We start from the raw sequence: 22,652 nt of genomic DNA, 5'->3' as shown, positions 1-22,652 counted from the left end.
GAACCAATGATCCGGATGGAGGCATACCGCACAACGATAACGGGTATCCCTGCGCGGCCAAAAACCGAGCAGGTCAGACCGGCTACGAGAGCCTGCCTGACCTGTTCGGAAGACTTACGTCCAGAAGGTGCTAGTTCTTCTGGATCTGGTCGAAGGACAGCTCGACCGGCGTCTCGCGGCCGAAGATCTCCACCAGGCCCTTGACCTTCTTGGAGTCGGCGTTGATCTCGTTGATGGTCGCCTGCAGCGTGGCGAACGGGCCGTCGGTGACGGTGACCGAGTCGCCGACCTCGAAGTCCAGCACCTGGACCTCGACCTTGCGCTGCGGAGCGGGCTTGCCCTCGGCCTCGGCGGCCTCACGGGCGGCCTTCTCCTCGGCCTCCGGGGCGAGCATCTTGACGATCTCGTCCAGGGTCAGCGGGTACGGGTCGTAGGCGTTGCCCACAAAGCCGGTGACGCCGGGGGTGTTGCGGACGACGCCCCAGGACTCGTTCGTCAGGTCCATACGGACCAGGACGTAGCCCGGGAGCTTGTTCTGCTTGATCGTCTTGCGCTCGCCGTTCTTGATCTGCGCGACCTCTTCCTGCGGCACCTCGGCCTGGAAGATGAAGTCCTCGACGTTCAGCGAGACGGCACGCTGCTCGAGGTTGGTCTTCACGCGGTTCTCGTAACCGGCGTACGTGTGGATGACGTACCACTCGCCGGGGAGCGTGCGCAGCTCCTCGCGCAGGGCGGTGACGGGGTCGACGGGCTCGGCCTCTTCTTCGGCCTCTGCCTCGTCGGCGTCCTCGGCCTCGACGTCCTCGACGGCGAGGGCCTCCTCGGAGACGTCCTCGTCCTCGACGTCCTCACCGGACTCGTCCTCGACGTGCAGGGCCGCTTCCTCGGCGGGCTCGCCGGCGGCAGCGTCGGCAGCCTCGACCTCGTCCTCGACGTCCGCGCCCTCGACGATGTCGAGCTCGTCGTCAACGGACTCGACCGACTCGATGGCGTCGTTCAGGTTCGGGTCAGACACGGTGGCTGCTTCTTCCTGGATACATGGGGGTGGAACACGCGAAAGGGGCGCCGGTGACGGCGCCCTTCGCTCTTGGCTCAGCCAAAGACGTACTTGGCGGCGTGGTCGAGTCCATAGTCAATCACGGTGACCAGACCGATCATGATGACGACGAAGACAATCACCACTGTGGTGTACGTCGTCAACTGGTTGCGAGTCGGCCAGACGACCTTGCGGAGTTCCGCGACGATCTGGCGGTAGAAGGTGGCAAGGCGCTTCAGCGGGCCCTTCTTGGCACGCTTACCGCCCTTGCGGGCCTTCTTATTGGACTCGGGCGCCTCGGCATCAGGCATGTCGATGGAGCCCACGGCGTCCGTCACTCGTCCTCACCTGATTCCGGGTCGTGGCCGTGCCGCGCCCGGTTGAGCCGCACGGCGGTGCATTGCAGTACGTACATGCGCACACTTCCTGGCGAAGGAGTGTGTAGCAGGGCCGGAGGGACTTGAACCCCCAACCGCTGGTTTTGGAGACCAGTGCTCTACCAATTGAGCTACGACCCTTTGATTTCCCCCAACGTACCGCATCCATCCGAGTGCTTGGCGTGCATCGGGTGAGTGCGGCCTGTGAGGGCCAACGAGGTGAGAGTGTACGTGGTCCGGGGCCGGTCGTCGAACAGAAAGTGTCCGTACGGGCCTTGTCCGCCGAAGATCGACCGGCGGGAGGTCGGGATCCGGACGGTTGTTCTCTTGTTGTTCAGTCTGTGAAACCCGCGTGCCGGGGGAGTTTCCAGTCTGAAACGATGGGCCCCATGAGCGCTGCAATCCCTCCCACCGAGCGCCGGGTCTCCGCCCGAGTCGGCGCGATCTCCGAGTCCGCCACCCTCGCCGTGGACGCCAAGGCCAAGGCCCTCAAGGCCGCTGGGCGTCCGGTGATCGGCTTCGGCGCCGGTGAGCCCGACTTCCCGACCCCGGACTACATCGTCGACGCCGCCATCGAGGCGTGCAAGAACCCGAAGTACCACCGCTACACCCCGGCCGGCGGCCTTCCCGAGCTGAAGGCCGCGATCGCCGCGAAGACCCTGCGCGACTCCGGCTACGAGGTGGAGGCCGCCCAGGTCCTGGTCACCAACGGCGGCAAGCAGGCCATCTACGAGGCCTTCGCCGCGATCCTCGACCCGGGCGACGAGGTCATCGTCCCGGCGCCGTACTGGACGACGTACCCGGAGTCGATCCGCCTCGCCGGCGGTGTCCCCGTGGACGTCGTCGCCGACGAGACCACCGGCTACCGCGTCTCGGTCGAGCAGCTGGAGGCGGCCCGCACCGAGAACACCAAGGTGCTGCTCTTCGTCTCCCCGTCCAACCCGACGGGCGCGGTCTACACCCGCGAGCAGATCGAGGAGATCGGCCGCTGGGCCGCCGAGAAGGGCCTGTGGGTCCTGACGGACGAGATCTACGAGCACCTGGTCTACGGCGACGCAGAATTCCACTCCCTGCCGGTGGTCGTGCCCGAGCTGGCCGACAAGTGCATCGTCGTCAACGGCGTCGCCAAGACGTACGCGATGACCGGCTGGCGGGTGGGCTGGGTCATCGGCCCGAAGGACGTCGTCAAGGCCGCGACCAACCTGCAGTCGCACGCCACGTCGAACGTGTCCAACGTCGCCCAGGTGGCCGCGCTCGCCGCTGTCTCCGGCGACCTGACGGCCGTCACGAAGATGCGCGAGGCCTTCGACCGCCGCCGCAAGACGATCGTGCGGATGCTCAACGAGATCGACGGCGTGCTCTGCCCCGAGCCCGAGGGCGCCTTCTACGCGTACCCCTCGGTCAAGGCCCTCCTCGGCAAGGAGATCCGCGGCAAGCGCCCCCAGGACACGGTCGAGCTGGCCGCGCTCATCCTGGAGGAGGCCGAGGTCGCGGTGGTCCCGGGCGAGGCCTTCGGCACGCCGGGGTACCTGCGCCTGTCGTACGCCCTGGGTGACGAGGATCTCGTCGAGGGCGTCAGCCGGATCCAGAAGCTGCTGGCCGAGGCGCAGGACTGACGTTGTCGTATGTCCCAGGGGTACGCCCCTGAGGGCGCCGATTCCCTTTTCGTGCTCCACGCGCGTGTGCGGGCCGTTTCCCTTCGGGGAGGCGGCCCGCTTCTTCGTGCGAGCAAGGCCACTAACGGGGAAAGCGCTACCGAAACGGCGGGAACGTACGGCAGGATCCTGGAATGGAGCGCGTACGTGATCTCTCTGAACTGCCGAAAGCCCATCTGCACCTGCACTTCACCGGTTCGATGCGGCCGACGACGCTGCTGGAGCTGGCCGACAAGTATGGCGTCCGGCTGCCCGAAGCGCTGACCGACGCGCTGACCAGCGGGGAGCCGCCAAGGCTGCGGGCGACCGACGAGCGCGGCTGGTTCCGCTTCCAGCGGCTGTACGACGCGGCGCGCTCGTGCCTGAGAGCACCCGAGGACATCCGGCGCCTGGTCCGCGAGGCCGCCGAGGAGGACCTGAGGGACGGCTCCGGCTGGCTGGAGATCCAGGTCGACCCGACGTCGTACGCGCCGCGCCTGGGCGGGCTCATCCCGGCGCTGGAAGTCATCCTGGACGCGGTGGACTCGGCCGTGCGGGAGACCGGGCTCGGCATGCGGGTCCTGGTGGCCGCGAATCGCATGAAGCACCCGCTGGACGCGCGCACCCTGGCCCGGCTCGCCGTGCGCTACGCGGACCGGGGCATCGTCGGCTTCGGCCTCTCGAACGACGAACGGCGCGGTATGGCGCGGGACTTCGACCGGGCCTTCGCGATCGCGCGTGAGGGCGGGCTGCTGGCCGCTCCGCACGGCGGCGAACTGACCGGCCCTGCGTCGGTCCGCGACTGCCTGGACGATCTGCACGCCTCGCGGATCGGGCACGGCGTGCGCGCGGCCGAGGACCCGCGGCTGATGAAGCGCCTCGCGGACCGCGGGATCACCTGCGAAGTGTGCCCGGCGTCGAACGTCGCCCTGGGGGTGTACGAGAAGCCGGAGGACGTCCCCTTGCGCACGCTCTTCGAAGCCGGGGTCCCGCTGGCCCTCGGCGCCGACGACCCGCTGCTGTTCGGCTCCCGCCTCGCCGCCCAGTACGAGTTCGCGCGCCGCCACCACGGCTTCACGGACGCCGAACTGGCCGAGCTGGCCCGCCAGTCGGTACGGGCCTCGGCGGCGACACCGGACGTCAAGAAGAAGCTGCTGTCCGGGGTCGACGACTGGCTGGCGGACCCGGTGGCCTGACGTGGCGGTGGGGCGGGTACGCCTGGCAGTCGATGTCCAGTTCGGTGCGGCGGACACCGTGCAGGAGTGTCCTGGCACGGGCGGCACAGGCCCGGCGAACGGGGGGCCAGGACGAGCGGCTGCACCACCCGGTACGCGCCTGGCCTGAACTCGGTCCCTCCCAGCCGCACACGGGGGTGCCCCATGGCCCCGGCGTGACCGTCACGAGGGCTCGTCGGCAACGGAGATTCCGCCCAGCAGGGTGCGCGCGATCGACGTGGCGAACTCGTCGACGGGCGGCGGCTTGCCCTGCTCCGTGGAGTCGTAGGCGAAGGCACGCTGGGCACAGGCGCCCAGCAGGAGCGAGGCGGCCGCGTAGGTGTCCACACCGGCTCGGACCCGGCCCGCGCCCTGTTCGGCGCGGAGATAGGCGTCCAGGCCCCGGATGGGCATGTGCGGGCCCCTGCCCATGGAGCGCATCGACTCCTCGTGGCGGCGCTTGAGCTGGGGTTCCGCGTACAAGGAAGCGGCGATCGGAAAACTCTGCTCATAGAAGAGGGCCGCCTGGCGCGCGATCTCCGTGAGGTTCTCCAGCAGAGTGCCCCGGCCAGGCTCGGCCGCGAGACTGGCCAGGAGCGGGGCCAGTTGCGGCAGGCGCTCCTTGAGCACGCTGACGAACAGCTCCTCCTTGCTCGGGAAGTACTTGTAGAGCGCCGCCTCGGAGCAGCCCGCCGCCCTGGCGATCTCCTTGGTCGTGGCGCGGGCGAGGCCGACGGTGAGCATGAGCTCGTGCGCCGCGTCGAGAATGCGGATCCGGGCCGGTTTCTGCTGCATGGGCCCCAAGGATTCCATGGCGGCTCCATTCAAGCTTGACGGGTGGGTGAGTACTTACCCACCCTAGGAGGGAACGTGGGTGAGTGAATACTCACCCACCCCGATCCCGCCCAAGGAGAGCCCGCCATGAAACTCACCGTCTTCGGTGCCACAGGAGGCATCGGCCAGGAGATCGTCCGCCAGTCGCTGGACTCCGGACACCAGGTCACGGCCGTCGTACGGGATCCGGCGCGGCTGACCGTCACGGGTCCGGGCCTGGAGGTGTTCCGCGCGGACCTCACGGACCCGCAGACGCTGCGCCCCGCGGTGGCGGGCCGGGACGCGGTCCTCTCCGGGCTCGGCGCCCGCAGCCGAAAGGAAGCCGGGGTGGCGACCCGGCTGACCCGTACGGTGCTGGGTGCCATGGAGGCGGAAGGGGCTCGGCGGCTGATCGTGGTGAGCGCGGCTCCGGTCGGCCCGGCCGCCGAGGGCGACGCGTTCGTCGACCGCGCCGCGCGAGGCCTGATCTCGGTGCTCCTGAAGGACGTCTACGCCGACCTGAAGGAAATGGAGGACGAGCTGGCCCGCAGCACGACGGACTGGACGGCCGTCCGCCCACCCCGGCTGCTGAACAGGCCGCTGACCGGCAAGTACCGCACGGTCGTCGGCAGTTCCCCGCTCAAGGGCCGGACGATCTCACGCGCCGATGTGGCGCACGCGATGCTGGCGATGATCGACGACCGGGGGACGGTCAAGCAGGGCGTGGGAGTCGCCTACTAGAGGACTCTCTGGAGGATCTCCAGAGGACCGAGAAGCTCCTGCCAGAGGGCTTCCACTAGAGCTCCACTCCCACGGTCACCGGCTCGTTGACCAGCGTGATCCCGAAGACTTCGCGCACGCCGACGACGACCTCGCGGGCCAGCGCGAGCAGGTCCTCGGTGGTTGCGTGGCCCCTATTGGTGAGGGCCAGCGTGTGCTTGGTGGAGATCCGGGCGGGCCCGCTGCCATAGCCCTTGGTGAAGCCCGACTTGTCGATCAACCAGGCCGCGGAGGTCTTGGTGTGGCCTTCGCCCGCCTGGTACGCGGGCGGCACGGCCTCGGCCCCGAGCCGCTCCGCCACGCGCGCGTGGAACGCGGCGAACTCCTCGTTCGTGAGGATCGGGTTGGTGAAGAACGACCCCGCCGACCAGGTGTCGTGGTCCTCGGGGTCGAGCACCATGCCCTTCCCGGAACGCAGTTTCAGGACGGTTTCGCGGGCTGCGGCGAGCGGCACCCGGTCCCCCGGCTCGACGCCGAGAGCTCGGGCCGTCTCGGCGTACTTGATCGGCGCCGACAGCCCCTCCGCGTCCTCCAGCTCGAAACGGACACGCAGTACGACATGGCGCTCGGGGTCGCCCTTGAAACGGCTGTGGCGGTACGAGAAGGCGCAGTCGGCGTTCGTCAACGTGACCGTCTCGCGCGTCTCGCGGTCGTACGCGATCACTTCGGCGATGGTCGACGACACTTCCTGGCCGTACGCGCCCACGTTCTGGATCGGGGTCGCGCCCGCGGACCCGGGGATACCGGCCAGGCACTCGATGCCGGCCAGCCCGGCCTCCACGGTGCGGGCGACGGCGTCGGTCCACACCTCGCCCGCCGCCAGCTCCAGCCTCGTACCGTCGAGCGCGAAGCCTCTCGTCGCGATGCGCAGGGCGGTGCCGGCGAAGCCCTTGTCGCCGATGACCAGGTTCGATCCGCCGCCGATGAGCAGCAGTGGCGTACCGGTGTCATCGGCTTCGCGAACGGCGGCGATCACCTCGGCGTCGGTCGTGGCGGTGATCAGCCGGGTCGCGGGACCCCCTAGCCGGAAGGTGGTCAGCGGGGCGAGCGGGGCGTCGTGGAGTTCCTGCACGGGCTCAAGAGTACGAGAACGGCCCCGCCTGTCATGGCGGGGCCGTTGCCGCGTGGCTCACGAGGGTGCCGAATCCGGAGTTTGCTTTCCGGACTCACGACGGGTGCCGGGGTTTGATTTCTGGACCCCCCACGCATCCCGGGTTTGGCTTCCGAACCCTCCACCCACCACGCGAGTTTGACTCCCGAACTAACCTCTACCGCCTAGGTTTGACTTTCGAACCAACCCCTACCCCTATGGGTTTGACTTCCGAACTCACTGCGCGGCACTCTCCAGAACCCGCTCCGGCATAGCGGAGCCGACGGAGTCCATCCGCGTCGCGCGCCGCGCGGTCGGAATCAGCGGCGCCGCGATTCCCGCGACGGCGACCACCGCGGCCCCCACGCCGTAGACGATCCCGAAAAGACCGCCGCTCGCGAGCAGCGTGCCGGGGATGTCGAGCCGGGCGCCGGTGCCGTGGGACTCGGCCAGGCGCAGTCGGGCGGGCGGTAGCAGGGCGAGGCCCAGCGGCACGTTCAGCCAGAAGATCCAGTGCCAGGACACGCGCGTCGGTGAGGCTGCCGCCGACGAGTGGTCCGGAGGCGACCGCGAGTCCGTTCACGGCGCCCCAGATCCCGTACGCCATGCCGCGCCTGGCAGCCGGCACTGCGGTTCAGGGTGTCGGCGCGGCGATCATGATGCCGGCGGACGGGTAAGGGGCGTCCGCTATAGCGAACGCCCCTTACCCCTCACCCAGTGTCACCGCCGTCAGGCCAGCCGTACGACCGCTCGCGACATGCCCAGAACCTTTTGGCCCGCGCTCATCGCGGTGAGGTCGATGCGGACCGTGTTGTCGTCCAGCTTGACCGCGACCTTGCCGCTGACTTCGACGGTCGCCCCCTTGTCGTCGTTCGGGACGACGACCGGCTTGGTGAAGCGCACGCCGTACTCGACGACCGCGCCCGGGTCGCCGACCCAGTCGGTGACGACGCGGATCGCCTCAGCCATGGTGAACATGCCATGCGCGATGACGTCGGGGAGGCCGACCTCGACCGCGAACTTCTCGTTCCAGTGGATCGGGTTGAAGTCCCCGGAGGCACCCGCGTACTGCACGAGTGTGGCGCGAGTCACGGGAAAGGTCTGCGCCGGCAGCTCGGTGCCGACCTCGACGTCGTCGTATGCGATCTTCGCCGTCATGGTCAGCCCTCCGCCCGCGCCACGAGCTTGGTGATCGCCGTCACCACGTGCTCGCCCGCCTCGTCGTGGACCTCACCGCGGATGTCCAGGATGTCGTTGCCCGCCATGGACTTGATCGCCTCGATGGTCGAGGTGACCGTGAGCCGGTCACCCGCGCGCACCGGGCGGGTGTAGGCGAACTTCTGGTCGCCGTGCACCACACGGCTGTAGTCGAGGCCCAGTTGAGGGTCCTCGACAACCTGCCCCGCGGCCTTGAAGCTGATCGCGAACACGAAGGTCGGCGGGGCGATCACATCGGGGTACCCGAGCGCCTTGGCGGCATCCGGGTCCGTGTACGCCGGGTTGGTGTCCCCCACGGCCTCCGCGAACTCGCGGATCTTCTCCCGGCCGACCTCGTAGGGGTCGGTGGGCGGGTAGGACCGCCCCACGAAGGACTGGTCGAGCGCCATGGGCTCGGCACCTCCTGGTTGTTCAACCGGTGTAGCGAATCTCGGCCGGTGTCCGATGCGGCGGTGACACACGGCAATGGTCGGTGTCGGACGACACTCGACCGGTGGCCGCCGTCCGACAAGGCGACACGCGGCCGATGGCCGGTGCCCGCCCGGGCGATACGCCCGACCGGTGGCCGATGGCGTCCGCTCGAACGGCACCACTCGGCCGACGAACGACGCGAGGCCGCCCCCGTTACTGGGGACGGCCTCGTGTACGAGCCTGATTTATCGCGTCTCGCGGTGCGCGGTGTGCGCATTGCAACGCGGGCAGTGCTTCTTCATCTCCAGTCGGTCCGGGTCGTTACGCCGGTTCTTCTTGGTGATGTAGTTCCGCTCCTTGCACTCCACGCAGGCCAGCGTGATCTTCGGGCGGACGTCGGTGGCAGCCACAGGAGTGCTCCTTGACGAACGGATAGGACGATTAACGCATAGAAGAGTAGCCGATCGAAGGACCGACCCCACAATCGGCTACTGTCTGTAGCGGTGACCGGACTTGAACCGGTGACACAGCGATTATGAGCCGCTTGCTCTACCGACTGAGCTACACCGCTGTGATGCGATCGGAACCCGTCTTGCGACGGGAACCTCACACACCAGAGCCCCAATACGGAATCGAACCGTAGACCTTCTCCTTACCATGGAGACGCTCTGCCGACTGAGCTATTGGGGCGAGCGATGAAGACATTACACGCTCGCCCGCCGATCGCCCAAATCCGTTTCGAGGCGCCCGCCCCGGCTTGTTCCCCGCCATTCCCGGGCCGTTCCTCACGCCCCTCACGGACGGTGGACCACAGCCGGGACTCGCGCCTCTCGCGCCCCGGGGACCACAGGCATACCGCCCGCTCCTCGGACCTCTCCCAGGGGACGGCCCACGCCGGTACGACTATTGCGCTCCTCCCCGACGCGGACGGCTCGCCACCCTAGGCTCGACTCCCGCTGGGTGATCTTGATCCCCCACTCACCGAACCTCACCCTCCGCAACCCACCTTCCGCAACCCACTCTCCGCACCCCCGGTCTCCGCAGTCGTCCCTCCCCGCAGCCGCCCCCGAGCCCCAGGAGCGCGATGCCCGACAGTCAGCCGCAGCCGCCCCATTCCTCATCGGGACAGTTGGGACAGCCCGAAACCGCCGCCCTGCTGCTGTGCGGGGCGCGGCTCACCGACGGCCGGACTGTGGACGTACGGCTGGGCGGCGGGCGCATCGAGGCGGTCGGTACCGCCGGGAGCCTGACGACGAGCGCTTCCGGGGCGCTCGCCGCGAAGGTGGATCTCGACGGCTACCTGCTGCTGCCGGCCCCCGTCGAGCCCCACGCGCACGGCGACACAGCGTTGACCGCCGACGGCGTCGGCCCCCTCTCGTACGACACCCAGGAGGTCCAGCGCCGGGCCACCGAGGCCGCGTTGCTGCAGCTCGGCCACGGGGCGACCTCGCAGCGCTCGCACGTGCGCGTCGGCGGCGTACAGGGGCTCGGCGCGCTGGCGGCGCTGCTCCGCACGCGGCGGGCGTTGCGCGGACTGGCCGAGCTGACGGCGGTGGCGATGCCGCGAGTGCTGACCGGGGTCGCCGGGGCCGACGGGCTCGCGATGCTGCGGGACGCCGTGAAGATGGGCGCCTCCGTGGTGGGCGGCTGTCCGGACGCCGACCCCGATCCGACGGGTTACGTGGAGGCGGTCCTGGAACTCGCCTCCGAACACGGCTGCCCGGTCGACCTGCACACGGACGCCACCGACCCCGCCCGCCTCGGACGGCTCGCGGCGATGGCCGGCGGGCTGCGGGCCGGGGTGGCGCTCGGCCCGTGCGGCGGGCTCGGCAGGCTGCCCGCCAAGGCGGTCTCCCGGGCGGCCGACCAACTCGCCGCGGCCGGGGTCACGGTGGTGTGCCTGCCGCAGGGCGGCTGCGGGGGCGTGGACCGGTGTGGGACGGCTCCGGTACGGCTGCTGCGGGCGGCCGGGGTACGGGTCGCGGCGGGCAGCGGCGCCCTGCGGGACGCGGCGAACCCGGTGGGCCGCGGGGACCCGTTGGAGGCGGCGTACCTGCTGGCCTCGCGGTACGGACTACGCCCCGAGGACGCGTACGACGCCGTGAGCTCCGGCGCGCGGGCCGCTCTCGGACTGCCCGAGGTACGCGTCGAGGCCGGTTTCCCGGCCGAGTTGCTCGCCGTGCGCGGTGACCGGCTCTCGGGGGCGCTGTCGCTCGCGTACAGCCGGATCGTGGTGCACCGGGGGCGCGTGGTGGCGCGGACCAGCGCGGTGCGGGAGTACTGCAACTCGGCGACCGCGGCAGGGTTGGATCTACCTCGGCAGGGGCGCCAGGAGCCTTCGTGAACGGACGCCACGCGCGCGTGGCACCCATTCAGCCTTGTGAACGGGTGCCACGCGCAGGGAAGGGCCCCTCCGATGCTCAGAGCACGCCGCCGCCCAACACTCCGCCGCCGAACGGACTGACCCGCCCAGGCATCCGGTCTGCGGGGATCTCCGCGGCGCCCGACGGGGCACTGACATCGCCCGCCTCTGCGAACTTCAGGACCAGCGGAAGCTCGGCCGCCTTCGGGTCGTCGGCGAGGACGGAGAGGTCGACCTCGACCTGCTTCAGATCGCCGTTCTTCAGCGTGAAGTCGACCGCGACCTTCTTGTTCGGGGCGTCCTTCAGGTCGTCGCCCGTGGGGAGTTCAGCACCTTCCGGAAGTTCGCCCCGCAGTGGCTGGAGCTTCTCGAAGATCCCGGTGATCAGCTCACGGAAGTTGCCCTCGGCGACGATCCGCTCGGTGCCGTCGCTGCCGCTCTTGGTGCTGAGGGTGACATCGCGGACGAGGACACCGCGTACGGCCTTGATGATCTTCTGCTGGGTCTTGGCGTCGATCTCACCGGCACCGTCGGCGCCGTCCACGGCCCCCTCGCCGGAAGTCTGGGCCTCGCCCACACCTCGGGTGTCGAACTTCACCCACTCACCCTCGAGGACGCTCCTGAACGCCTTCTCACTCTCGGGGAGTTCATCGGCCGAGGGCATGGGGAAGCCCATCGCCTTGCTGAAGGCCTTCATGTCGGTGCGGTAGTACGTGAAGTCGCCGACGACCCGGTATTCGGCCAGGAGCCCGTCGGGGCCGGCGACCTTGATACTCGTACCGACGAGGTCCTTCTCACCCGAATCCGCCAGCGGCTTCCTTGACTTGACGGAAATGTCGATCCGCAGCCCGGCGAGGAGGCTGGCGAACTGCGGCGGGATCTGCCCGTCGGGGTCGGACCCGTCGGTCAGCGAGGTCAGCGCGTCGGGTTCGGCGTCCAGGTCCAACTGGAAGGCGAGCGACTTCTGTTCGCCGAGCCGGTCGACGGCCTGGTCCACCTTCTGCCCAGCGCTGAGGTTCTGGACAGTGCCGCAGGCCGCCACCGCGGCGAGCAGCACAGCGGTGGAGCCGACCGCGGTGGCGGTCTTGCGTATGGCGTTGATGATGGTCTCCTCTACGACGCCGCGCGGCCCCCCGCACGACATCCCCTCGTTCACTCAGCGACCCAGTCATCGGATCACTGGAATCACTCATATGACTCATGTGTGACTCATGAGTTGTCCACAGGGTTGTGCGGCGAACGTGTGCGTGCGGGCGTACGGTCGGAAGCATGCGCATTGTCATCGCTGGAGGTCATGGTCAGATCGCGCTGCGGCTGGAGCGGCTGCTCAGCGCGCGCGGCGAGGAGGTCGCCGGCATCATCCGCCGCCTCGAGCAGGGCGACGATCTGCGGGCGGCCGGTGCCGAGCCGGTTCTGTGCGATCTGGAGTCGGCCTCGGTGGAGCAGGTCGCCGCACATCTGCAGGGCGCGGACGCGGCCGTCTTCGCGGCGGGCGCGGGCCCGGGCAGCGGCCCGGCCCGCAAGGGCACGGTGGACCGGGGCGCCGCCGTCCTGTTCGCGGACGCCGCGGAACGGGCGGGTGTACGGCGCTACATCGTCGTCTCGTCCATGGGCGCGGACCCTGCACACCCGGGCGACGACGTCTTCGACGTGTATCTGCGCGCCAAGGGCGAGGCCGACGAGTACGTACGCGGTCGTACGGCCCTGGACTGGACGATCCTGCGCCCCGGAGGCCTGATCGACGACGCCGGCACCGGCCTCGTACGCCTGGAGGCCTCGACCGGCCGGGGGACGATTCCGCGCGACGACGTCGCCGCGATCATCGCGGAGCTGCTGGAGACGTCGGCGACGGCCGGGCTGACCCTGGAAGTGATCAGCGGTTCGACACCCATCTCGGTGGCGGTCAAGTCGGTGGCGGGCAACTAGGACCTGTCCGGTCGATCACGGTGGAGGAAAGCCGCGGCACCTCGTCGATACCGGCGAGCGGGGTGTGGTGCGTGCAGCTGCAAGGCGGAGGAGGGCGTCGACGCGATGGGGGTCCCCCTTGTTCGAGCGAAGCCGAGAACTTGGGGGAGTCGGCAACCGACGACAACGCCGCAGATGTGCGCCCGCCGCGGAGCGGCTGGTGTCACTGCCACCCCGCGTCTCCGCCGTGATCGACCGGACAGGTCCTTAGGGCGTCGTCGTCGCTCACCGACACGGCGGCCGGCGCACCGGTCAGAACAGCGGGAGCTGCCCGGGGAACTCCGCCACGACGTACCCGTCCAGCGCCGGCTGGGCCGCCCCGAGCTGTGCCTGCCTGCGCGATCCGGGGCACGAGACGAGTTCCCCGCTACCCCGCGCGCCCGGCGGATCATGCCGGGCGTACCGTCCCGCGACGACGGCGATCTCCCTACGGCACTCGGGGCAGTTCCTGCGACGCGATGACATGGGATCAGTGTGCCTGGCGGGGAGAGATGCGGATGAGCCACTGAAGGAGCGGCCCTCGCGGCATCGCCCGTCCTACCCGCGGCCCCCAACCGATTTTCCCGCCCCCCACACACGAGGAAACCCCCTTCGAACTGCTCAATCGCGGTTCAGACATAGGGGCAGCCGCAGCCAGCTCACCGCCCGGACGCCCTGTGGGTCGCCCCAACGGCGGGCCAAGCCGCGTGCCTACATGCAGGGCCCCATCTCCCCAGGCATCGCAAGGGCACAGCAGGCCGGCTTGCGCCAGAGCACACGACAAGGGGCCCGTGACCAGCGATTCACGCTGGTCACGGGCCCCTTGTTTCCCGTGTGGCGGCGCCAGGATTCGAACCTGGGAAGGCTGAGCCGGCAGATTTACAGTCTGCTCCCTTTGGCCGCTCGGGCACACCGCCGGGGTTGCTGCCCCGAGGACCGCTTTTTGGCGGTTCTCCGTGGCAACGACGTAAACGATACCTGATGCCCGGGGGTGCTTCGCCACCCGATTGATCTGCGCTCGGAGGGGAGCGGGTGGCTAGGCTTATGCGGATGCGGCCGGGGACCGACGCCGGGCTCGACGGCCGCCCCTACGCACCCCGATACAAGGAGCCACAGGACATGGCCGACTCCAGTTTCGACATCGTCTCGAAGGTCGAGCGGCAGGAGGTCGACAACGCCCTCAACCAGGCCGCCAAGGAGATCTCGCAGCGCTACGACTTCAAGAACGTGGGCGCCTCCATCTCCTGGTCCGGCGAGAAGATCCTGATGGAGGCGAACTCCGAGGAGCGGGTCAAGGCCATCCTCGATGTGTTCGAGACCAAGCTGATCAAGCGCGGCATCTCGCTGAAGTCGCTGGACGCGGGTGAGCCCCAGCTCTCCGGCAAGGAGTACAAGATCTTCGCGTCCATCGAGGAGGGGATCTCCCAGGAGAACGCGAAGAAGGTGGCGAAGATCATTCGTGATGAGGGCCCGAAGGGCGTGAAGGCGCAGGTGCAGGGCGACGAACTGCGCGTCAGCTCGAAGAGCCGCGACGACCTGCAAGCCGTGCAGGCGCTGCTGAAGGGCAAGGACTTCGACTTCGCGCTGCAGTTCGTGAACTACCGGTAGCAGGTGGTCCGTCGACTGGCGGGAACGGGTCGTTCGTTGCGCGCACGACCGCGGGTGAGAGGGGTGGGCATCCTGGATGCCCACCCCTCTCACCCGTCGGGGCCTCGGAGGTACGCGCTCAGCGGCGCGAGTCGCCGAACAGGATGCGGTAGAGGACCAGCAGAACGAGCGAGCCGCCGATCGCGGCGGCCCACGTGGCGCCGTCGTAGAACTGCTTGGTGATCGGGTGGTCCAGCCAGCGGGCGGAGATCCAGCCGCCTATGAAGGCGCCCGCGATCCCGATGACGGTCGTGCCGATGAAACCGCCCGGGTCACGGCCCGGCAGCAGGAATTTGGCGATGGCTCCGGCCAACAGCCCCAGAATGATCCAGCCGATGATGCCCATGCCGTGAACCTGCCTCTCCGTGCTGTGCCTGCGCTGTGCTCCTGCTCCGACCGAGCTGTGTTCATGCTTGCAAGCTGCTGGTGGTGCTTGTTGTTCGTGCCTGGTTGCCGGGGAGGACGCCTCGTCGGCGCCGGCCGGTTGCGCTGATCAGTAGGGTGCGGCCATGACACAGTCCGGCGCCGAGTTGAGGCGCACCCTGGGCGCCGGGGACGCCGTGATCATCGGTCTCGGCTCGATGGTCGGCGCCGGGATCTTCGCGGCGCTGGGCCCCGCAGCACGGGCGGCCGGGTCCGGGCTGCTGCTCGGGCTCACGGTCGCCGCCGTGGTCGCCTACTGCAACGCGATGTCGTCGGCGCGCCTCGCCGCCCTGTACCCGGCTTCGGGCGGCACTTATGTGTACGGGCGCGAGCGGCTCGGGGCTTTCTGGGGGTACCTGGCGGGCTGGTCGTTCATCGTCGGGAAGACGGCCTCCTGTGCGGCGATGGCGCTCACCGTGGGCGCGTACGTCTGGCCGGGACAGGCGCACGCGGTGGCGGTCGGGGCCGTGGTGGCCCTCACCGCGGTGAACTACGGCGGCGTACAGAAGTCCGCCTGGCTGACGCGGGCGATCGTGGCGGCCGTTCTCGCGGTCCTCGCTTCCGTGGTGGTCGTGTGTCTCGGCTCGGACGCCTCCGACACCGGGCGGCTGGACGTCGGGGTCTCCGGTGGCGCGGGCGGAGTGCTTCAGGCGGCTGGTCTGCTGTTCTTCGCGTTCGCCGGGTACGCCCGGATCGCGACGCTCGGTGAGGAGGTACGGGATCCGGCGCGCACCATTCCGCGCGCGATCCCGATGGCTCTGGGCATCGCGCTGGTGGTGTACGCGGCGGTCGCGGTCGCGGTCCTTTCTGTGCTGGGGGCGGAGCGGCTCGGGCAGGCCTCGGCGCCGCTGGCCGACGCGGTGCGGGCGGCCGGTGTGCCGGAGCTCGTGCCGGTGGTGCGGGTGGGTGCGGCCCTGGCCGCGCTCGGCTCACTGCTCGCTCTGATTCTGGGCGTCTCGCGGACGACGTTGGCCATGGCCCGGGACCGTCATCTGCCGGGCGCCCTCGCCGCCGTGCATCCCCGGTTCCACGTGCCGCACCGGGCGGAGCTGGCATTGGGCGCGGTGGTCGCCGTGCTGGCCGCGACGGTGGACGTGCGGGGTGCGATCGGGTTCTCCTCCTTCGGTGTGCTGGCGTACTACGCGGTGGCCAACGCGTCTGCCTGGACGCTGAGTCCGGCTCCGGCATCGCGGGTTGTGCCGGTGGTGGGACTCATCGGGTGTGTGACGCTGGCGTTCGCTCTGCCGGGGGTTTCCGTGGTCGCGGGCGCGGGGGTGCTGGGCGTGGGCGCGGCGGCGTACGGCGTACGGAGGTGGGCCGCTTCGCGGTAGCCGCAGGCGTGGAGTCGGGGCGTGGAGTAGCCGCTCCGCAGGTTCGTTGGCTATGACACCTGTGCTGTCGCCGCGCGTATGCGGAAGTCGGGCCAAGGGGCCATGTTCGTACCCTCGTCGGACTCCTCGTACCACCCGGAGCCGTCGAGCCAGGTGTGCAGCCAGGCTTGGAGGTCGGGCGCGTCCACGTACCACGCGTGGTCGGCGTCGTCTGCGTTCGGCTCGAAGAGCAGGACCGTGCCCTTGGGGCTGTGGCAGTCCACGCACGCGTACATTCCGCAGCCCCAGTGGGATATCGGCAGGACGCCCTCGGGCCAGGGCCATTCGGGGTCCTTGCGGCCGCTCTCGAGGTGGGCGAGGTACTGCGGGACCGCGGCCGGCTCCCCTGACGGGGAGCCGTCGAGCAGCGGCAACAGGCCGTACTCCGGACCGAATCCGCCGTCCCCTATCCTCAGGTAGAGCGAGGCGAGCAGGGGTGGCAGGGAGAAGCCCAGGACGGACTCGGCGCGGGTGACCGCCGCCGCCTCCACGGGCTCGGGGAGTGAAGGCCAGCCCCATGGCCGGGTGTTGCGGGCCTCCGTACCGACCCTTGCCAGCAACTGCTCGATTTCGGTCATGGGTTCATGATGCAGCGCGCCACTGACAATCGGGCGGCCTGTGGATAACCGATCAGGCGATGTGTACGTCGACACCGCTCTCGGTGAGGAATGCGAGCAGTTCCTCGAAAGTCGGCGGTCTGCGGTCGCGGCACGGGGTCACGCCGAGGCAGGCGCGGGCGACGTCGGCGTGGTGCCAGACGAGGCTGAAGGGCGGCTCGGCGACAAATCCGCCTCCCAGGAAGTCGGCGACTTCGCTCAGGTCATGGCCGAAGTAACCGCCGGGTCCGTTCAGCGCCTCGCCGAGAGCGCAGTGGAAGGCCGCCGCATCGGTGACGTACCGGCCATCGAGGTGGTAGGTGGCGCCGGGCGCTCTGTCGGGCCCGTACTGGTTCATTCGGTCCCGGGCTCGCTCGAGCCAGAACTCCCGTCCCTGCGCGCTGCATCGGGCCCAGCTGTTGGGTTCGGACTGGCGTTCGTGCCACCACAGGTCCCAGGCCTCGCGGGCCGCCCGGGGCAGCCGCCGCGACCAGGGGTCGAGGGTGAGGTCGACCAGGCTCCGACCGTGCGCAGAGGGGATCCATGCGGTGATCTCTCCTTCGAGCACCGCGCCGACGGTCCAACCGATCCAGTTGAGACGCAGCACCCTGGCATGCCCCAGGTCCTCGTCCCCCGCGTCGAGCGCGTCGCGCAGGGAGCCGCGCGGGGAGCAGCCGAGGAGGCGCACCGGCGGCTCGGCCGGTTCCGTGAATTCGCGGGGGACCTGGGCGAGGTCCCGGCAGTGGCCCCATGACTCGCCCTCCGCACCGAGAAGGCGGTATCCCGAAGAGAGTGATGGTCGTTGGGGATATTCGGCCTGAGCATCAGGGACCGCCGACGCCTCTACGGTGATGTCGCGCAGCGTCAGGTCCAGCGCGCATGGGCGGTCGCCGAGGACACGTGCGTTTTCAAGGGGCCATTCCTCGCCGACCGGGGTGTGCGCTGCGTCGAGCGCCCGTAGCACCAGGCCGCCCAAAGGCGCGGAGCCGTCGACACGCGCCCGCTCCAGGGCCGCGGCCAGCTCGCCCTGGGGTGCGCAGCCGAGGAGTTCGTACCGCACGCGCGCCGGAGGGAGCGGATCGGCGAAGAGCTCGTCGGCGGCGTCCTTGCACAGGGCCCAGATCGAGTCGCCGAAGCCTCTGCTGCTGTATGCCTCCACCGCGTACTTCGGACCCTGCACCCCCGCCGCCCTGCTAACGCGTCGCGAACGGCTGGTCCGTGCGCACGATTTCGCGCCCCAGAGGAAGCAGCGAAACCGGGATGAGCTTGAAGTTGGCGATACCGAAGGGGATGCCGATGATCGTGATGCAGAGAAGGACGCCGGTGACGATGTGGGCAAGGGCGAGCCACCAGCCCGCGAGGACCAGCCACAGGCCATTGCCGACGCAGGAGGGGGCACCCGCGTCGCGGCGCTCCACCGTCGTGTAGCCGAAGGGCCACAGGGCGTAGACGCCGATACGGAACGCGGCGATACCAAAGGGGATGCCGATAATGGTGATGCACAGGATCACACCCGCGGCCAGATACCCGAGGAACAGCCAGAAGCCGCTCAGGACGAGCCAGATGACGTTCAGGATTGTCTTCACTGGTGGTGACCTGCCATCTTCTCGAGCCGGGCGATGCGCTCCGCCATCGGAGGGTGCGTAGAGAACATCTTCGACATTCCCTGGCCCGGGCGGAAGGGGTTCGCGATCATCATGTGACTCGCTGTCTCGATGCGCGGCTCGGGGGGTAGTGGCAGTTGCTTGGTGCCGGCGTCGAGTTTGCGCAGGGCGCTCGCGAGGGCGAGGGGGTCGCCGGTGATCTGGGCGCCGGACGCGTCCGCCTCGTACTCTCTGGAACGGCTGATGGCGAGCTGGATGACGGTTGCGGCGAGTGGGCCCAGGATCATGATCAGCAGCATGCCCAGGATGCCGGGGCCGTCGTCGTCGTTCGAACGACCGATGGGGATCAGCCAGGCGAAATTGACCAGGAACATGATCACTGAGGCGAGGGCGCCCGCGACCGACGAGATGAGGATGTCGCGGTTGTAGACGTGGCTGAGTTCATGGCCGATGACGCCGCGCAGCTCGCGCTCGTCCAGGATGCGCAGGATTCCTTCGGTGCAGCACACGGCCGCATTACGCGGGTTTCGTCCCGTCGCGAAGGCGTTGGGCGCTTCCGTCGGTGAGATGTACAGGCGCGGCATGGGCTGACGGGCCTGGGTCGAGAGCTCGCGGACCATGCGGTAGAGGGCGGGGGCCTCGAACTCACTCACCGGGCGCGCGCGCATCGCGCGTAGAGCCAGTTTGTCGCTGTTCCAGTACGCGTACGCGTTCGTTCCGATCGCGATGAACAGCGCGACGACTAGGCCGGTACGCCCGAAGAAGCTGCCGATGACGATGATGAGTGCGGACAGTCCCCCGAGGAGTACGGCGGTCCTGAGCCCGTTGTGCCGGCGGTGCACGGTACGCCCTCCAAGTGGTGCGGCAGGGGAACCCTTTGCTTACTGACGCTCTGCTTCCACTCTTCAGTGGACCCTCCCGTACAGGTCAACGCCAGGCGGGAAGTACTAGTTCCCTTGTGCGCGCACCGGCGCGTGTGGGCCGCCCGGGTGATGGCGCGCACCGGCCCACGCGCGCGCGTGCTGTGCGGATGTCAGAAACGGATGTCAGAACAGCCCGGTGTCCGAGAAGCGCAGCACCAGCTGGGGCGCCCCGGAGAGAGCGATGCCCAGGACTGCCGTCAGGGCGATGGCGGCCGTCAGGGGGGCCGGGACCCGGTGCTTCTCGGGCTCGCCCTCGGGGGCGCGGAAGAGCAGGGTCGTCCACTGGAGGTAGTAGAAGAGCGCGATCACGACGTTGACGGCCATGACCACGGCCAGCCAGCCGAGCCCCGCGTCGACAGCCACCGAGAAGACGGTGACCTTGGCGAACAGCCCGATGATGCCCGGCGGCAGCCCGGCGAGGCAGAGCAGGAAGAAGCCTAGGAGCAGCGCTGACAGGGGGCTCTGCGCGTACAGGCCGCGGTAGTCGCTGATGCGATTCAGGGGGCTCCTGCGGGCGACCAGCGCGGCCACCGCGAAGGCGCCGAGGTTCACGACGGCGTACATGAGTGCGTACGCGACGGTGGAGCCGACGGCCTTCTCGGCGTCCTTGGAATAGCCGGCGGCTGCGATCGGCACCAGGAGGTAGCCGGCCTGGCCGACGGAAGACCATGCGAGCAGCCGTACCGCGCTGTACGCGCGCGTGGACTGCTGCCGCAGGGCGCCGACGTTGCCGACGGTCATTGTGAGGGCGGCCAGCACGGCAAGTGCCGGGCCCCAGACGTCCGCGTACGACGGGAGGGCGACGACCGTGACGAGGATCAGTCCGGAGAAGCCGACCGCCTTGCCGATGACCGACAAGTAGGCGGCGATCGGCAAGGGCGCGCCCACGTAGGTGTCTGGCACCCAGAAGTGGAAGGGCACCGCGGCCGTCTTGAAGGCGAAGCCGACGAGGGTGAGGACGACACCCGCTTGGGCGAGCGTGTGGAACTGTTCGTCGACGTTCTGGATCTTGTCCGCGATCTGGGTGAGGTAGAGGGTGCCGGTCGTCGCGTAGACGAAGCTGACGCCCATGAGGCTCACGGCGGTCGCGGTGACGGAGGACAGGAAGAACTTCAGGGCCGCTTCGGAGGACTTCTTGTCGCCTCGCTTGAGGCCGACGAGCGCGAAGGCCGGCAGGGAGGCGACTTCCAGGGCGACGATGAGGGTCGCGAGGTCCCGGGACGCGGGCAGCAGGGCAGCGCCCGCGGCCGAGGAGAGCAGCAGGAACCAGAACTCCCCTTCGGGGAGTTCCCCCTTGGCGTCCTTCAGGGCCGTGACCGACAGCAGGGCCGTGAGGAGGGCGCCGCCGAGGACCAGGAACTGGATGACGAGCGTGAACCGGTCCGCCGTATAGCTGCAGACGTCTGCGTCGCCGGTCAGGCAGAAGGTGGCGCGGTCGCCGTCCAGGAGGGGCAGCAGCATGAGTGTGGACGCGGCCAGTCCCGCGACTGAGACCCAGCCGAGCGCTGCCTTCTTGGCGTCGTCGAGGAAGAGGTCGGCGACCAGCACGACGAGTCCGACGACCGCAGCGATGGTGGGCGGCGCGATCGCGAGCCAGTCGACGGACTGGACCAGGGAGCTCATCGGGTGCCTCCTGCGAGGAGCTGCTGAACGGCCGGGTCGGTCAGGCCGAGGAGGGCCTTGGGCCACAGACCCGCGACGACGGTGAGGGCGACGAGCGGCGTCCAGGCCGCAAACTCGTAGCTCTGGACGTCGGCGAGCTTCGGAGAGTCCTGCTGCGGGGTGGCACCCATGCAGACCCGGCGTACGACGACGAGCATGTACGCGGCGGTGAGCAGCGTGCCGAAGGCCGCGATCGCCATGAACGTCAGATACGCGGGGCGGTTGAGGTCGTCGGCGGGCTTGAACGCGCCGAACAGCGCGAGCATCTCGCCCCAGAATCCGGCGAGGCCCGGCAGCCCGAGCGAGGCGACGGCGGCGAAGGCGAGGAGGCCGCCGAGGCGCGGGGCCTTGCCGTACAGCGCAGCGCCGGTCCCCTCGGCGAGCGTGTCGAGGTCGGTCGTGCCCGTGCGGTCCTTCAAGGCCCCGACGAGGAAGAACAGCAGGCCGGTGATGAGGCCGTGAGCAATGTTGGCGAACAGCGCGCCGTTCACGCCGGTCGGGGTCATCGTCGAGATGCCGAGCAGTACGAAGCCCATGTGGCCGACGGACGAGTACGCGATGAGCCGCTTGAGATCGCCCTTCGCGCCCTGCTTGGCGAGGGCCAGGCAGGCCAGGGATCCGTAGATGATTCCGACCACGGCGAAGGCGGCGAGGTAGGGGGCGAAGGTGTGCATCCCGTCCGGCGTGATGGGCAGCAGAATGCGGACGAACCCGTACGTACCCATCTTCAGCAGCACGCCGGCCAGCAGGACCGAGCCGACGGTGGGCGCGGCGGTGTGGGCGTCCGGCAGCCAGCTGTGCAGCGGCCACATCGGCGTCTTGACCGCGAGCCCGATTCCGATCGCCAAAACGGCAATGACCTGCACGGATGTCGTCAGCGACGAGCCGTTGTCAGTGGCGAGTGCCACCATGTCAAATGTGCCCGCGTTGATTCCGATCAGGAGCAGGCCCAGCAGCATGACGACCGAACCGAGCAGCGTGTAGAGGATGAACTTCCAGGCGGCGGCCTGGCGCTGGGCACCGCCCCATCGGGCGATGAGGAAGTACATCGGGATGAGCACCATCTCGAACGCCAGGAAGAACAGCAGCAGATCGAGGACGGCGAAGGTCGCGAGGGTGCCGGACTCGAGGACGAGCAGCAGGGCGACGAAGGCCTTCGGGGTCGGGCCTTCGGGCATCTTGAAGTAGCTGTACAGCGCGCAGAGGAAGGTCAACAGCGCGGTCAGGACCAGGAGGGGGAGGGAAATGCCGTCGATGCCGAGGTGGATCCGCACGTCGAGTGCGGGGATCCAGCTGATGTCCGTCGTAGCCTGCATCTGCTGTGCCTTGGCCGGGGTGTCGTGGTCGAAGCCGAGCGTGAGGACGATCGCGGCGATGAGCACCGCGCCGGTCACGGTCACGCCGTGCCGCAGCACCGCCTGCTCGGGCGACTTCCCTTTCAGCCCGGGCGGGGCGGGCAGGAGAGCGGCGGCGGCGCCGATGAGCGGGCCGACGACGATGAATGCCAGAAGGATCTGCATCACGGATTCACTGATATCGATCACGCCT

Annotated in this window: 22 protein-coding genes, 4 tRNA genes and 2 pseudogenes; 7 read left to right on the top strand and 21 right to left on the bottom strand. The window is 69.2% G+C overall.

Translation table 11 applies throughout. The annotated features are described in order from the left end of the window. Positions 1-130: 130 nt before the first annotated feature. The 3 genes from nusG to AB0D57_RS00680 form a co-directional block, all read right to left on the bottom strand. Complete coding sequence (gene nusG / locus AB0D57_RS00690) at positions 131-1,015, bottom strand: transcription termination/antitermination protein NusG (RefSeq protein ID WP_362065378.1); 885 nt, start codon at positions 1,013-1,015, stop codon at positions 131-133. Positions 1,016-1,092: 77 nt separating this feature from the next. After that, entirely contained in the window at positions 1,093-1,374 is a 282-nt protein-coding gene (gene secE / locus AB0D57_RS00685) for a preprotein translocase subunit SecE (RefSeq protein WP_362065376.1), read from the bottom strand. 107 nt (positions 1,375-1,481) lie between these two features. Beyond that, positions 1,482-1,554: transfer RNA gene (locus AB0D57_RS00680), tRNA-Trp, on the bottom strand. 248 nt (positions 1,555-1,802) lie between these two features. Between AB0D57_RS00680 and AB0D57_RS00675 the strand changes: the two genes are divergently transcribed. Then, the gene (locus AB0D57_RS00675) at positions 1,803-3,029 is read left to right on the top strand and encodes a pyridoxal phosphate-dependent aminotransferase (RefSeq protein WP_362065373.1); all 1,227 of its coding nucleotides are present in this window, start codon (positions 1,803-1,805) and stop codon (positions 3,027-3,029) included. 173 nt (positions 3,030-3,202) lie between these two features. Further along, a complete protein-coding gene (locus AB0D57_RS00670; protein WP_362065370.1) occupies positions 3,203-4,243 on the top strand; it encodes an adenosine deaminase in 1,041 nt (346 codons plus the stop codon). A gap of 201 nt (positions 4,244-4,444) precedes the next feature. Here AB0D57_RS00670 and AB0D57_RS00665 read toward each other — a convergent pair whose 3' ends face one another. Then, on the bottom strand, positions 4,445-5,056 hold the full coding sequence (locus tag AB0D57_RS00665; RefSeq protein WP_362065681.1) for a helix-turn-helix domain-containing protein: 612 nt from the start codon (positions 5,054-5,056) through the stop codon (positions 4,445-4,447). A gap of 126 nt (positions 5,057-5,182) precedes the next feature. Between AB0D57_RS00665 and AB0D57_RS00660 the strand changes: the two genes are divergently transcribed. After that, positions 5,183-5,815, top strand: coding sequence for an NAD(P)H-binding protein (locus AB0D57_RS00660; protein WP_362065367.1), 633 nt, complete (start codon positions 5,183-5,185; stop codon positions 5,813-5,815). 55 nt (positions 5,816-5,870) lie between these two features. On the opposite strand, the pseudogene AB0D57_RS00655 reads toward AB0D57_RS00660, so the two are convergent. The 7 genes and pseudogenes from AB0D57_RS00655 to AB0D57_RS00625 form a co-directional block, all read right to left on the bottom strand. Then, positions 5,871-6,944, bottom strand: a pseudogene (locus tag AB0D57_RS00655) (UDP-N-acetylmuramate dehydrogenase); the annotation flags it as partial. Positions 6,945-7,307: 363 nt separating this feature from the next. Continuing rightward, positions 7,308-7,575: pseudogene (locus AB0D57_RS00650) on the bottom strand (MFS transporter); the annotation flags it as partial. 98 nt (positions 7,576-7,673) lie between these two features. Next, positions 7,674-8,102, bottom strand: coding sequence for a MaoC family dehydratase (locus AB0D57_RS00645; protein WP_362065365.1), 429 nt, complete (start codon positions 8,100-8,102; stop codon positions 7,674-7,676). Positions 8,103-8,104: 2 nt separating this feature from the next. Next, positions 8,105-8,551, bottom strand: coding sequence for a MaoC family dehydratase N-terminal domain-containing protein (locus tag AB0D57_RS00640; protein ID WP_362065362.1), 447 nt, complete (start codon positions 8,549-8,551; stop codon positions 8,105-8,107). 267 nt (positions 8,552-8,818) lie between these two features. Further along, entirely contained in the window at positions 8,819-8,983 is a 165-nt protein-coding gene (gene rpmG, locus AB0D57_RS00635; RefSeq protein WP_004571794.1) for a 50S ribosomal protein L33, read from the bottom strand. An 88-nt stretch (positions 8,984-9,071) separates the two neighbouring features. Further along, positions 9,072-9,144 (bottom strand) — tRNA-Met (locus AB0D57_RS00630). 46 nt (positions 9,145-9,190) lie between these two features. Further along, positions 9,191-9,263 (bottom strand) — tRNA-Thr (locus AB0D57_RS00625). Between the two features lie 394 nt (positions 9,264-9,657). On the opposite strand from AB0D57_RS00625, the gene AB0D57_RS00620 reads away from it, so the two are divergent. After that, positions 9,658-10,917: an amidohydrolase family protein gene (locus tag AB0D57_RS00620; protein WP_362065359.1), complete on the top strand. Its 1,260-nt coding sequence runs from the start codon at positions 9,658-9,660 to the stop codon at positions 10,915-10,917. A gap of 76 nt (positions 10,918-10,993) precedes the next feature. Here the strand turns inward: AB0D57_RS00620 and AB0D57_RS00615 are convergent, their stop codons facing one another. Then, a complete protein-coding gene (locus AB0D57_RS00615; protein WP_362065356.1) occupies positions 10,994-12,091 on the bottom strand; it encodes a hypothetical protein in 1,098 nt (365 codons plus the stop codon). Positions 12,092-12,204: 113 nt separating this feature from the next. Here AB0D57_RS00615 and AB0D57_RS00610 point away from each other — a divergent pair, with 113 nt between their 5' ends. Continuing rightward, entirely contained in the window at positions 12,205-12,861 is a 657-nt protein-coding gene (locus tag AB0D57_RS00610) for an SDR family oxidoreductase (protein ID WP_362065353.1), read from the top strand. 291 nt (positions 12,862-13,152) lie between these two features. Here the strand turns inward: AB0D57_RS00610 and AB0D57_RS00605 are convergent, their stop codons facing one another. After that, positions 13,153-13,365 carry a hypothetical protein gene (locus AB0D57_RS00605; protein ID WP_362065350.1) on the bottom strand — a complete coding sequence of 71 codons (213 nt, stop codon included), beginning with the start codon at positions 13,363-13,365 and terminating at the stop codon, positions 13,153-13,155. A gap of 349 nt (positions 13,366-13,714) precedes the next feature. Continuing rightward, positions 13,715-13,796 (bottom strand) — tRNA-Tyr (locus AB0D57_RS00600). Between the two features lie 202 nt (positions 13,797-13,998). On the opposite strand from AB0D57_RS00600, the gene AB0D57_RS00595 reads away from it, so the two are divergent. Then, positions 13,999-14,487: a YajQ family cyclic di-GMP-binding protein gene (locus tag AB0D57_RS00595; protein WP_355789823.1), complete on the top strand. Its 489-nt coding sequence runs from the start codon at positions 13,999-14,001 to the stop codon at positions 14,485-14,487. Positions 14,488-14,605: 118 nt separating this feature from the next. Here AB0D57_RS00595 and AB0D57_RS00590 read toward each other — a convergent pair whose 3' ends face one another. Next, a complete protein-coding gene (locus tag AB0D57_RS00590; RefSeq protein ID WP_362065346.1) occupies positions 14,606-14,872 on the bottom strand; it encodes a GlsB/YeaQ/YmgE family stress response membrane protein in 267 nt (88 codons plus the stop codon). 163 nt (positions 14,873-15,035) lie between these two features. Between AB0D57_RS00590 and AB0D57_RS00585 the strand changes: the two genes are divergently transcribed. After that, on the top strand, positions 15,036-16,280 hold the full coding sequence (locus AB0D57_RS00585; RefSeq protein WP_362065343.1) for an APC family permease: 1,245 nt from the start codon (positions 15,036-15,038) through the stop codon (positions 16,278-16,280). A gap of 50 nt (positions 16,281-16,330) precedes the next feature. On the opposite strand, the gene AB0D57_RS00580 is transcribed toward AB0D57_RS00585, so the two are convergent. The 6 genes from AB0D57_RS00580 to AB0D57_RS00555 all read right to left on the bottom strand — a co-directional run bounded on the left by AB0D57_RS00580 (position 16,331) and on the right by AB0D57_RS00555 (position 22,648). Further along, a complete protein-coding gene (locus AB0D57_RS00580; protein ID WP_362065340.1) occupies positions 16,331-16,897 on the bottom strand; it encodes an SMI1/KNR4 family protein in 567 nt (188 codons plus the stop codon). 52 nt (positions 16,898-16,949) lie between these two features. Continuing rightward, complete coding sequence (locus AB0D57_RS00575; RefSeq protein ID WP_362065337.1) at positions 16,950-18,095, bottom strand: hypothetical protein; 1,146 nt, start codon at positions 18,093-18,095, stop codon at positions 16,950-16,952. 13 nt (positions 18,096-18,108) lie between these two features. Next, complete coding sequence (locus AB0D57_RS00570; protein ID WP_362065334.1) at positions 18,109-18,501, bottom strand: YccF domain-containing protein; 393 nt, start codon at positions 18,499-18,501, stop codon at positions 18,109-18,111. Further along, a complete protein-coding gene (gene htpX, locus AB0D57_RS00565; protein ID WP_362065331.1) occupies positions 18,498-19,361 on the bottom strand; it encodes a zinc metalloprotease HtpX in 864 nt (287 codons plus the stop codon). The genes AB0D57_RS00570 and htpX overlap by 4 nt, the downstream gene beginning before the upstream one ends. Positions 19,362-19,565: 204 nt before the next feature. Continuing rightward, complete coding sequence (locus tag AB0D57_RS00560) at positions 19,566-21,065, bottom strand: NADH-quinone oxidoreductase subunit N (RefSeq protein WP_362065328.1); 1,500 nt, start codon at positions 21,063-21,065, stop codon at positions 19,566-19,568. Continuing rightward, positions 21,062-22,648 (bottom strand): NADH-quinone oxidoreductase subunit M, encoded by a 1,587-nt coding sequence (locus AB0D57_RS00555; RefSeq protein ID WP_362065324.1) that lies wholly within the window; start codon positions 22,646-22,648, stop codon positions 21,062-21,064. Before AB0D57_RS00555 ends, AB0D57_RS00560 begins: the two co-directional genes overlap by 4 nt. Positions 22,649-22,652 lie beyond the last annotated feature (4 nt).

Source organism: Streptomyces sp. NPDC048275 (assembly GCF_040652275.1).
Taxonomy (GTDB): domain Bacteria; phylum Actinomycetota; class Actinomycetes; order Streptomycetales; family Streptomycetaceae; genus Streptomyces.
The sequence above is the reverse complement of the archived record's forward strand: the minus strand, read 5'-3'. Positions and strand labels throughout refer to the sequence as shown.

Coding starts and splice junctions, on each gene's coding strand:
- AB0D57_RS00665 (WP_362065681.1), bottom strand. CDS start 5,056: ATGCAGCAGAAACCGGCCCGGATCCGCATTCTCGACGCGGCGCACGAG.
- AB0D57_RS00585 (WP_362065343.1), top strand. CDS start 15,036: ATGACACAGTCCGGCGCCGAGTTGAGGCGCACCCTGGGCGCCGGGGAC.
- AB0D57_RS00675 (WP_362065373.1), top strand. CDS start 1,803: ATGAGCGCTGCAATCCCTCCCACCGAGCGCCGGGTCTCCGCCCGAGTC.
- AB0D57_RS00605 (WP_362065350.1), bottom strand. CDS start 13,365: ATGTCATCGCGTCGCAGGAACTGCCCCGAGTGCCGTAGGGAGATCGCC.
- AB0D57_RS00595 (WP_355789823.1), top strand. CDS start 13,999: ATGGCCGACTCCAGTTTCGACATCGTCTCGAAGGTCGAGCGGCAGGAG.
- AB0D57_RS00670 (WP_362065370.1), top strand. CDS start 3,203: ATGGAGCGCGTACGTGATCTCTCTGAACTGCCGAAAGCCCATCTGCAC.
- AB0D57_RS00645 (WP_362065365.1), bottom strand. CDS start 8,102: ATGACGGCGAAGATCGCATACGACGACGTCGAGGTCGGCACCGAGCTG.
- AB0D57_RS00560 (WP_362065328.1), bottom strand. CDS start 21,065: ATGAGCTCCCTGGTCCAGTCCGTCGACTGGCTCGCGATCGCGCCGCCC.
- AB0D57_RS00660 (WP_362065367.1), top strand. CDS start 5,183: ATGAAACTCACCGTCTTCGGTGCCACAGGAGGCATCGGCCAGGAGATC.
- AB0D57_RS00640 (WP_362065362.1), bottom strand. CDS start 8,551: ATGGCGCTCGACCAGTCCTTCGTGGGGCGGTCCTACCCGCCCACCGAC.
- AB0D57_RS00580 (WP_362065340.1), bottom strand. CDS start 16,897: ATGACCGAAATCGAGCAGTTGCTGGCAAGGGTCGGTACGGAGGCCCGC.
- AB0D57_RS00620 (WP_362065359.1), top strand. CDS start 9,658: ATGCCCGACAGTCAGCCGCAGCCGCCCCATTCCTCATCGGGACAGTTG.
- AB0D57_RS00590 (WP_362065346.1), bottom strand. CDS start 14,872: ATGGGCATCATCGGCTGGATCATTCTGGGGCTGTTGGCCGGAGCCATC.
- AB0D57_RS00610 (WP_362065353.1), top strand. CDS start 12,205: ATGCGCATTGTCATCGCTGGAGGTCATGGTCAGATCGCGCTGCGGCTG.